Origin of the sequence: Verrucomicrobium sp. BvORR106 (genome assembly GCF_000739655.1) — a bacterium.
Classification (GTDB): Bacteria; Verrucomicrobiota; Verrucomicrobiia; order Verrucomicrobiales; family Verrucomicrobiaceae; genus Verrucomicrobium.
In genome coordinates this window covers 129,616-138,263 of record NZ_BATR01000051.1, presented here as the reverse complement: position 1 = coordinate 138,263, position 8,648 = coordinate 129,616, and the positions used below count along the sequence as shown (strand labels likewise).

Here is an 8,648-nt window from a genome sequence, read left to right as displayed (position 1 = left end):
TGTCCCAACCGCTGATGGGGAGCTTGGCCAGTTCCGCCCGCAGATCGGCCTCGCTCAAGCCGGCATCCAGCAGCGCTCCCAGAAGCATGTCGCCACTGGCTCCGGCTATGCAGTCAAAATAGGCAGTCTTCATGAAATAAGTCGAGGTCGGCCGGGCCTGGTTCGCAGATCAGCCCCCTTGTACAATACGCAGCGCCAGCATCGCCGCACCAAAACCATTGTCCACATTCACCACGCCGATCCCAGTGGAGCAGGAGGTGAGCATGGCCATAAGTGCGGTGAGTCCGCCGAGGTTGGTGCCATAACCCACGCTCGTGGGCACCGCGACCACCGGCTGTCGCACCAGCCCGGCCAGGACGCTGGGCAGCGCGCCCTCCATCCCGGCCACGGCAATGATGACGCTGGCAGCCTTCAGGTCCTCCAGTCGGGCCAGCAGACGGTGCAAGCCCGCCACCCCCACGTCATGAATCCTCAGTGCCTGATGCCCAGCAAACTCCACCGTGCGCGCCGCCTCCTCCGCCACGGAAAGATCCGAGGTACCTGCGCACACCACCGCCACCGTCTTCACCACGGCAGGAACCGGCATCCTTCCGATCTGAAACAACCTCGAGGTCGGATCATACACACCGTCCGGGAAGACGCTCAGAAGACCTGCTGCGTGCGCCTCAGAGACCCAGGTGGCAAGAGCACAGCCATGCGCGACCACCAGCCCTTCCAGAGCGGCGCGAATCTGCGCTTCCGTCTTGTGCCGCCCATACACTACCTCTGGCAGGCCCAGCCGCAGGGCGCGATGCGTATCCAACGTCAATCCCGGTGCCTGGGTGAAAGGCAGTGAACGGAGCCTCTCCGTTGCCTCCTCGATCCCCACCTGTCCGGAGGCGACTCCCTGCAGGAGCGCTTCAATGTTCCAACCGTTGCTCATACGTCGGCTTTCCTCACATGGGCGACCAGCAGCCAGCCAATGCGTGACTTCAGCCACTGGCGCAATCCTTCAGGCACCAAGGGGATCATTCGGGAGCTCATGTGCGTGACCGCGGTACGCTCCGTCACCAGTCCGGCCTCATGCAGGGACTCTGCGAACTGTGTGTCGGAGTAGTGCTTGTGATAATACCCGTCCGTGTAAAAGCGCTGCACGCTGGGGAACGAGTGCCCCTGCAAGACCTTGCCCTTCACCACCAGCCAGTAGAGTCCCTTGAGCCAGTAGCGCATGCTGTTGCGGTGGTACACCATGATGAGGCCAGTGCCTCCAGGTTTCATCACCCGTGCCACCTGTCGATAGCATTGCTCCGGGTTGCTGCTGTGGTGGAGAACGCCCCAGGAGTAAACAAAGTCAAACTGCCCCTCCTCCAGGCCGTCCAACTTCTCGGCATCCATCTGCCGCACTTCCAGGTTGGTGATGCCCTTGAGCTCCGCATTCCGCTTCGTGAGCTTCACCGCCTGTTCCGTGATGTCCACCGCCGTGACGACAGCGCCGGCTTGGGCAAAGGCACAGGCCGCAGAACCCGCCCCACAGCCAATTTCCAAGACCTTCTTCCCAGCGAAGGAGGCAAAGTCCACCCGCTCCCGGATGTAGGGGTTGGTGCCAAAGTAGAAAGCGTCTGTCCGGTCAAAGTCCTCCTTGCTCACTGGCTCACGCTGCTGGGACTCCCAGTCGGCGTAGGTCATGGGCAGGTTCTCCCACCAGACACGATTCTTCTCATTCACCGCCAGGTCGGACGCTTCGATCTCGTGATTGAGATCCGTCGTCCGCTGCGTGCCCCATTTTTCAATGGCCCGGGCCTGGTCGTCCGATTGAGGAGACGGTTGGGAGGGTGAATTCGGCGTGCTCATAGGAGGACAACTGGGGTGGCTGCCGGGGCAGCGGGATGATCAGGGATCCTGCATCGCGGCAGCGCGCCCCGTCTTCAAGACTTTGTTCATGCTTCCCTGGGAAAGACCTTCCAGATCCAGCGTGACGTACAGCCATCCCAGAGCTTTGAGACCACCCACCAGGTCCGCCTGCCGCTCCAGGGCCTGAGCAAAGCTGGATGCGGGCACTTCCAGACGGGCAATGTCGCCATGATGACGGACGCGGAGTTCGCGGAAACCAAGCGACCGGACAAAAAGCTCCGCAGCCTCAATACGGGCCAAGAGGTTTGTGGTGACCGCGGTTCCATAAGGGATGCGCGAAGAGAGACAGGCGGCGGCAGGTTTGTCCCAGTTCGGCAGGCCAAGGTGCTTCGCGGCCTCCCGGACATCCGCCTTGCTGAAGCCCAACTCATGCAGGGGGCTGGACACGCCATGCTTCTTCGCCGCGGCGCGCCCCGGTCTCACATCAAGCGTGTCTTCCGCGTTCATGCCATCCAGAATGTGAGGGATGCCATTCTCCCGGGCGTAGTTCAGAAGAGCGGCATAGACGTGATCCTTGCAGTGGAAGCACCGGTTGGGCGCGTTGGCCGCGTAGGCCGGATCGTCCACCTCCTGGGTTTCGAGGAAGACCAGACGCGCCCCCATGGCCGTCGCCAGTTGCGCCGCATCATCCCGCTCCTGTCTGGGCAGACTGGCCGATACGGCCACGACCCCCACGGCATGATCCGCGAGCACGTCCACCGCCACCTTGAGTAGCAGGGAGCTGTCCACCCCACCGGAGAAGGCCACCGCAGCCTGCTTCATCTCCGCCAGATGACGGCGCAGTGCGTCCAGCTTCCCCACGAGCACGTCACCCAATCCGTTATTTCCCATGACTCATCGCCGTATGGCCTTGATCAGGCCGGTCTGGCATCAATCCCTTCTGAAACTTCGGAGCCAGCTGCCGGATCAGGTCCGCCAGCATTGCCACTGTCTCATCACTGTTCCGACGTCGCTGCCCCACCTCTTCCGGGGTGAAGTCCTCTGTCACAATGGCCATCAGCGAGGGATAAGCCCACCGGTGGTTGATGTTGCGGGCCACATTGTCCCAGAGGGTCAGCCAAATGCGCTCGCTGTTGCTGGGCGTGGTGACATCCGTGCCCACGAACCAGTAGAGATAGTGACCCCGCAGCTGGCGCTTGGTGCCGTCCGACATCGTGATGGGTTTCTCAATGTACAGATCCTTCACCCGCAGCCGCTTCCCATCCCCCAGCTCCACCTGAATGATGCGGCTTTCCATCAGGTTCCACCCCTGCCCCTGGAGGCACACTTCCGGGCGGTGGATGCTTTTGCGTTCCGCACCGCTGAGCACAATGGAGCAGTGGGCCACATCGCGTCGATTCAGGTCCAAGGTCGGCGTATAGTACTTTGCCTTGGCAAATTCCGTATCCTCCGGCAGCAGCGCTTTTTCTATCGGATCCGGCTCCTCCATCTCGGCGACAAACTTGGTCAGATCCTCCGGCAGCTTCATGATCACGCCCGACTCCTGTCCACCCCGGATCTCCGGGGAATAGACACAGACCACGACGGTGGCCGTGAGAAACAGGCTGATGATGAGGGCGCGGTAGATCATGACATCTGGCCTCTCAGTCTTTCAAGTAAGAGCGGGGCTTCTCCGGACCGAGCACCCGGTTGAGGAGCGTTTCCACACCCATCAAGCCAGCGATGGCGAGGATGAAGACGGCCACTCCAGTGATGAGGTGAAAGTTGGAGGTGTACTCCTCCCCTTTGCCCAGGGCGAACTCCTGCCCGAACAACATCGTCGCACCGATCAGGGCCAGAATCCGGATCATGTTCGCCACAATCGCCAGAGGAATGCTCATGGCAAAGAGCACCACCTGACGCCAGAACGTCCGCTGGCGAAAGTACGCAAACAACGCCGACACCATGATCAACGCGAAGAGCGACCGCAGACCGCTGCAAGGCCCATCCACATTCAGGCGGAACCAGCTCCCCTCCAGCCGCGTGGAGGTCGCCGCAGAAATCAGGCGGGTGCCATCCTGCACGGTGTCCACCGCAAAAAGGTTCAGCACCTTGGCCGTCACCGTGACCATCAGGTACCGGAGCTTGAAGGCCAGCGTGTCTTCCAGAAACAGATAGGGCCACGCAAACCCCAGGATAAACCAGGCAAACACGAGCGTGCGAAATTGCCGCCAGCCCCAGAGCCATAAGATGATGGCCGCCACGAAGAGCTGGATGCTGGCATAGCCGAAGTAGTAGAAGTTCCCGCGATAGCCCGCCCAGTACATGGCCATGGCCACGAAGGCCACCACCAGCCCCCAGACAGACGGCTGCTCTGGCAGCGACTCCAGTTCCTTTCTCCGCCGCCAGCCTAGGAAGACCGCCATGGGCAGAGCGAGCGCCCCATGCTGCCAGGTGGGGTCCGACCAGGAGTTCAGCAGCATCTTAAAGATGGTGCGGCGGAAGTCCCCGTAGCCCGCCGCATAGGGCAACATAAAGACCAGCCAGAAAAGCGGCAGCATCACCAACCCTAATGGAATCCACCGCTTCCATGATCCATCCGACTCAACCCGGGAGGCTGAGGGCGCGGCAGCGGCAGATGTGTCCGAGAGGGTGTTCATGCCTTGGCAGCGATCTCTTCGTAAACGGAAACCAGCTTCTTCACATGTGCCTCCCAGGTAAAGCCCTGGATGTTTTTTTCCCCTTCATCGCAAAGCCTTTCACGAACGGCTGCATCCGTCATTACTTTTTCCAGAAATTGTGAAAGTTGCACTGGATTTTTTGGCTCATGGTACAGGGCTCCTGCGCCCCCCACTTCCTTCATACAGGAGGCATCTGCCAGCACGGCGGGTAGACGACAGGCCTGGGCTTCGAGAGTAGGTCTCCCAAATCCTTCATACGTACTGGGGAAGGAGAGCGCGTGACAAAGCTGGCAGACCAACGCCACATCCGTCGGCGGGATCACTCCCAGATCGACAATCGCATCCGAGATTCCCAGTTCATCGATCATCGGTCCAAAGCCATCCCCCCGCAGATTGGGACCCACCTTCACGAGCTGGACCGGCAGACCCCGCTCCTTGCGGAGATGGGCCACCGCTCTCAGCAGCGTCGGCAAATTCTTCCGCTCGATGTTGTTCCCGATATTCAGCACCAACAGATTCTTCTCCGCCAGCGCCGCCAGTTCCGGGAATCGCGCCGCGGCCTGTTCCCGAGGCAGGGGGCGAAAGACGTCCGTGTCGATGCCATTGTAAGCCACCTCCACTTTCTCATCCGGCAGATCCAGATGGTGGCGAACTTCTTTGGCGAGCGTCTCGCTCACGGTGAAGATGCGCTCCGCCCGCTTCATCATGCTGACCCGCAGTCTCCAGGCATGCAGGGCGGGTCCCGTGAGAGTCGGTGCCGTGAAATGGTTCAAGTCATGGCAGGTCACCACGCTGGGTTGCCAGGCCGCACAGAGATGCCCGTAGCTGTGGTCAATGACATGCAGGATCGGCCGCGTCCCGTTCTGGTTATATTGCGACCCCATACGCCGGGCGTGCCAGGGATAAAGGAAATCACGAATGATCCGCTTGCCAAATGGGAGGCGGGCCAGCCCCTCCTCGGGGGCGATGTCCACGACCCGCCAGTCCGGCGCAGAGCGGGCGTACTGCTCCAGCGTGTTGGCCTTGTGCAGATCGATGCTGGTCCATTTCTCCGCGCGGAGCACGGGGGCCAGCAGAATGGTTGGGTGAGTCACTGCCATGTTGTCCTAAAGTCCAGCGCCCTGCATGAGGTGGCGCTCCAGCGCCGCCTCTCCCTGCCGTGTGGTGACCAGGGCATGATCCACCATCCATTGCCAGAGAGCAGCACCCCGGGCATGGGCGCTGTGTGACTCGCCGATTTCACGGGAGATCTTCCGCATGGGCTCCCTCACCCGGGCAGGCATGAGGGATTGCATCTTCGCGGCAAAGGAGGCGATGTCTTCCGGGTCAAAAATGTGTCCGTTCTGGCCGGGCCTAACCAGCGCCTCGGCCGCCCCCGCGTGCTTGCTGATGAGCAAGGGCAGGCCCAAACAGGTGGCTTCATGCACCACGGCGGCATATGTGTCCTGACGAGTGGGCAGCACGAAGACATCTGCGCTGGCCAATGCATCGCGGATGGCCGCCCCGCTCAGGAATCCCGTAAACTCAACATGCTCCCGCAAGCCCAGGGCGTGGGCGAGTTCATGGAGCCAACCTGCATCCCCTCCTCCAATGAGGCGGATCCGGAAGCGACTCTCCCCGTTTTCCTTCAGGCGGGCGGCAGCCTGTAGAAGCAGGTCGAGGCCTTTCCGACGAATCAACTGACCCAGATAGGCAAAGGTCACCACCTGGCTGGACTCATGGTCAGCCGGCACGTAGAGACGGCTGTCCACCGCATGATAGGTCGAGACGGTTGGCACGTGTTTCCGGCTCAGCGGCTGATGCGCGGCAGGGCAGCACGCCACCACCCCGTTCACCAATCTGCCCCACAGAGCATGCCACCAGCGCGTGCGACGCCCAAAGAACTGCGCATTCCCCCGTCCCACCTCGGTGGAGACACAGACGGGAATCCGGTGCCATCTGGCATAGAGGAGTGCTTGCAGCGTGAAGGGCGAAAACTCATGGATCAAGATGCCCCGCACATCCCGCTCCCCAAGCCGGGCCCACATCTCGCGGGCCGGGAGCTGCGTCTGATAGCGGGTCGCCCGGCCTTCTATCCTGGCATCGTTGGCCTTCAGATCATGACTCGTCGAATGCAAAGGCACGATCTCAAGGTTGTCAGTGCGGGGCGTCACCAACTCTTCCGGATGCTCGCTCTGGTGCTCCGCCGGCCAGAGCAGCACGGTGCGCCAGCCCTCCGGTTGAGCCTGGGCAAAGGCCTCATACAGCGGCTTGAAGAAAGTACCGCGGGCCTTGGTCACGATGACGAAGGTCGGCTCAGACATCCCGCACCTCGTTTCTAGGCTTGGCGGCCGCGGTCATGAGCAGTTCATCCGCCAGACGACGTGCATACGTCTCACTATCCATGGCCGCGTGCACATGCAGATCTCCCGGCTGCCAGGCTCCGGTGACGAAGGGTTCGATCACCTCTGCCATCTGGACCGGGTCAAACTCCATGAACCGCCCATTGCGCCCGTCATCCAGGATCATCTCCGACCCATGATGACGGGTGAGAAAAAGCGGCAGCCCTGAAGCCGCGGCCTCGACCTCCACCAGGGCAAAGGCCTCGGAGTAAGATGGGAACAAAAAGGCATCCCCCGCCGCATAGTAGCGCTCCACATCATTCACCATGCCGGAGAAGAGCATCCACTCCTTCCAATCTGGCGTGTTCTTGTTCAAAACTCCCTGCAACCCCTCCAGGCGCTTCGGCGTGCCGCCGATCACCAGCAGCTTCACCCGAGGATGCCGCAGACGCACGATCTTGAGAGCCTCCACGGCGAGGAAAAAACCCTTGCGCCGATAGTGCCCGGCGCTGGCGAACACAAACACCAGATCCTCCGGGCCCAGGGCAAGCTGCTGACGGGTTTCAGACCGATAACGCGGCCGTACCCCTTCATGGAAGCGCGCGGCGTCGTAGGAGTTCGGCAGCACCTGGATGCGAGTCTCCAGACCTTCCTCGCGGAGATCATTCGCCACCGCATCAGAGGCGGGAATGAACAACCGGGCCGTGGTCGTCTTCAGGAAGTGCCGGGCCATCACCAGGGTCACGAGGTTCACCACCCGCTCATACACATCTCGCAGGGACTTGATGCCCAGCACCCGCTGACGCAGCTCCCAGTCAAAGGGGGAGAACTGCACATGACACACGTCGCAGTCCGGCAGATACCAAGCGATGGTGTACACGAGATCAGGCCGTGGCTGGCGCTTCTTGCTGAACAACCACCAGGCACGCAGCCTCGCCCAGAGGGCAAAGACATAGCCGCCAATGGTGTGCAACCGCCCCAGGGCGGGGAGCTTCACGATCCGGTCAATCGGCAGCCCCTCATCGCAGTACCAGCACCAGACCTCGATCTCGAAGCCCAGCTCCTTGAACCGCGGCAGGGACCGCACCACCCCCTTCATCGAGGGGCTGGTCAGACTGACGTTGGGATCGACAATGAGGAGCTTCATGCCTTCTTGAACAGACCCAGGATGCCAAAGGGGAGATCCGCACGTCGGTCTTCCGGCCCCAGGGAGGTCTCTGCGTCAATGAGCGCCACCGGGACGAAGGCCCCGTGCACCGGCAGCTTGTCTGCCTTCATGAACCGGTTCACCGTGCCGCGAGTGAGGAAATAATCCGTGTGCAGCAGCGTCATGCCCAGCGGTTCAAACAGCGCCCGCAGATCCGCCTCGGTGTAGCCCTCCCGCACATGCCCGTCATTCGGAAAGGGCTCCGGCGGATGAGGCACGGTGATGATGGCGTGGCCGCCTGGCTTGAGCACGCGGATGAGCTCCGAGGCCGCCTTCTGGTGGTCTTCGATGTGTTCCAGCACCTGGGTGGACATCACCACGTCCGCGGTGTGATCCGGCAGCGGCACCTCCAGCAGGGAGCCCTGGATGAGCGTCGCATCCGGACGCCGCCCCAGGTTGCCACGCATCACCTGGAAAGTTGGCTCATCAAACTCCAGGGCGATGCCCTTCTCCGCATAGCCGCCCACCAGGGCCTTGCGCATGAACTCGCCGGAGCCAGCGCCACCGTCAAACAACACGCCTGCGCGGGGGATCTTTTCAAAGGCATCACGCAGGCGGGGCCATTCCACCCGGTAGCGGATGGTGTTCTGGGTGTAGCAGAATCGTCGAAAGAGGGATCGCAACATGGGG

10 protein-coding genes are annotated in these 8,648 nt (G+C 61.7%); all 10 read right to left on the bottom strand.

What is annotated here, in order from left to right; translation table 11 throughout:
• On the bottom strand, positions 1–133 hold a 133-nt coding region (gene larC, locus BV106_RS39235), incomplete at its 3' end, for a nickel insertion protein (protein WP_343123372.1).
• Positions 134–169: 36 nt separating this feature from the next.
• Positions 170–922 (bottom strand): nickel pincer cofactor biosynthesis protein LarB, encoded by a 753-nt coding sequence (gene larB, locus BV106_RS08130; protein ID WP_038163128.1) that lies wholly within the window; start codon positions 920–922, stop codon positions 170–172.
• Positions 919–1,830: a class I SAM-dependent methyltransferase gene (locus BV106_RS35260; protein ID WP_051945400.1), complete on the bottom strand. Its 912-nt coding sequence runs from the start codon at positions 1,828–1,830 to the stop codon at positions 919–921. Before BV106_RS35260 ends, larB begins: the two co-directional genes overlap by 4 nt.
• A 39-nt stretch (positions 1,831–1,869) precedes the next feature.
• Positions 1,870–2,721 carry an ATP-dependent sacrificial sulfur transferase LarE gene (larE, locus tag BV106_RS08120; protein WP_051945398.1) on the bottom strand — a complete coding sequence of 284 codons (852 nt, stop codon included), beginning with the start codon at positions 2,719–2,721 and terminating at the stop codon, positions 1,870–1,872.
• On the bottom strand, positions 2,711–3,460 hold the full coding sequence (locus tag BV106_RS08115) for an exosortase-associated EpsI family protein (RefSeq protein WP_038163124.1): 750 nt from the start codon (positions 3,458–3,460) through the stop codon (positions 2,711–2,713). The genes larE and BV106_RS08115 overlap by 11 nt, the downstream gene beginning before the upstream one ends.
• Positions 3,461–3,473: 13 nt before the next feature.
• Positions 3,474–4,370, bottom strand: a complete 897-nt coding sequence (locus BV106_RS08110; RefSeq protein ID WP_038163121.1) for an exosortase/archaeosortase family protein — start codon at positions 4,368–4,370, stop codon at positions 3,474–3,476.
• Between the two features lie 95 nt (positions 4,371–4,465).
• A complete protein-coding gene (locus tag BV106_RS08105; RefSeq protein ID WP_038163113.1) occupies positions 4,466–5,590 on the bottom strand; it encodes a glycosyltransferase family 1 protein in 1,125 nt (374 codons plus the stop codon).
• A gap of 6 nt (positions 5,591–5,596) precedes the next feature.
• Entirely contained in the window at positions 5,597–6,793 is a 1,197-nt protein-coding gene (locus tag BV106_RS35255; protein WP_051945397.1) for a glycosyltransferase, read from the bottom strand.
• Complete coding sequence (locus BV106_RS08095) at positions 6,786–7,958, bottom strand: glycosyltransferase family 4 protein (RefSeq protein WP_038163111.1); 1,173 nt, start codon at positions 7,956–7,958, stop codon at positions 6,786–6,788. Before BV106_RS08095 ends, BV106_RS35255 begins: the two co-directional genes overlap by 8 nt.
• Entirely contained in the window at positions 7,955–8,644 is a 690-nt protein-coding gene (locus tag BV106_RS08090; protein ID WP_038163108.1) for a class I SAM-dependent methyltransferase, read from the bottom strand. The genes BV106_RS08095 and BV106_RS08090 overlap by 4 nt, the downstream gene beginning before the upstream one ends.
• Between the last annotated feature and the right edge of the window lie 4 nt (positions 8,645–8,648).

What these genes read in the sequence shown, in the direction of transcription:
- larB (WP_038163128.1), bottom strand. Translation starts at nt 922, where the DNA reads ATGAGCAACGGTTGGAACATTGAAGCGCTCCTGCAGGGAGTCGCCTCC.
- BV106_RS35260 (WP_051945400.1), bottom strand. Translation starts at nt 1,830, where the DNA reads ATGAGCACGCCGAATTCACCCTCCCAACCGTCTCCTCAATCGGACGAC.
- larE (WP_051945398.1), bottom strand. Translation starts at nt 2,721, where the DNA reads ATGGGAAATAACGGATTGGGTGACGTGCTCGTGGGGAAGCTGGACGCA.
- BV106_RS08115 (WP_038163124.1), bottom strand. Translation starts at nt 3,460, where the DNA reads ATGATCTACCGCGCCCTCATCATCAGCCTGTTTCTCACGGCCACCGTC.
- BV106_RS08110 (WP_038163121.1), bottom strand. Translation starts at nt 4,370, where the DNA reads ATGCTGCCGCTTTTCTGGCTGGTCTTTATGTTGCCCTATGCGGCGGGC.
- BV106_RS08105 (WP_038163113.1), bottom strand. Translation starts at nt 5,590, where the DNA reads ATGGCAGTGACTCACCCAACCATTCTGCTGGCCCCCGTGCTCCGCGCG.
- BV106_RS35255 (WP_051945397.1), bottom strand. Translation starts at nt 6,793, where the DNA reads ATGTCTGAGCCGACCTTCGTCATCGTGACCAAGGCCCGCGGTACTTTC.
- BV106_RS08095 (WP_038163111.1), bottom strand. Translation starts at nt 7,958, where the DNA reads ATGAAGCTCCTCATTGTCGATCCCAACGTCAGTCTGACCAGCCCCTCG.
- BV106_RS08090 (WP_038163108.1), bottom strand. Translation starts at nt 8,644, where the DNA reads ATGTTGCGATCCCTCTTTCGACGATTCTGCTACACCCAGAACACCATC.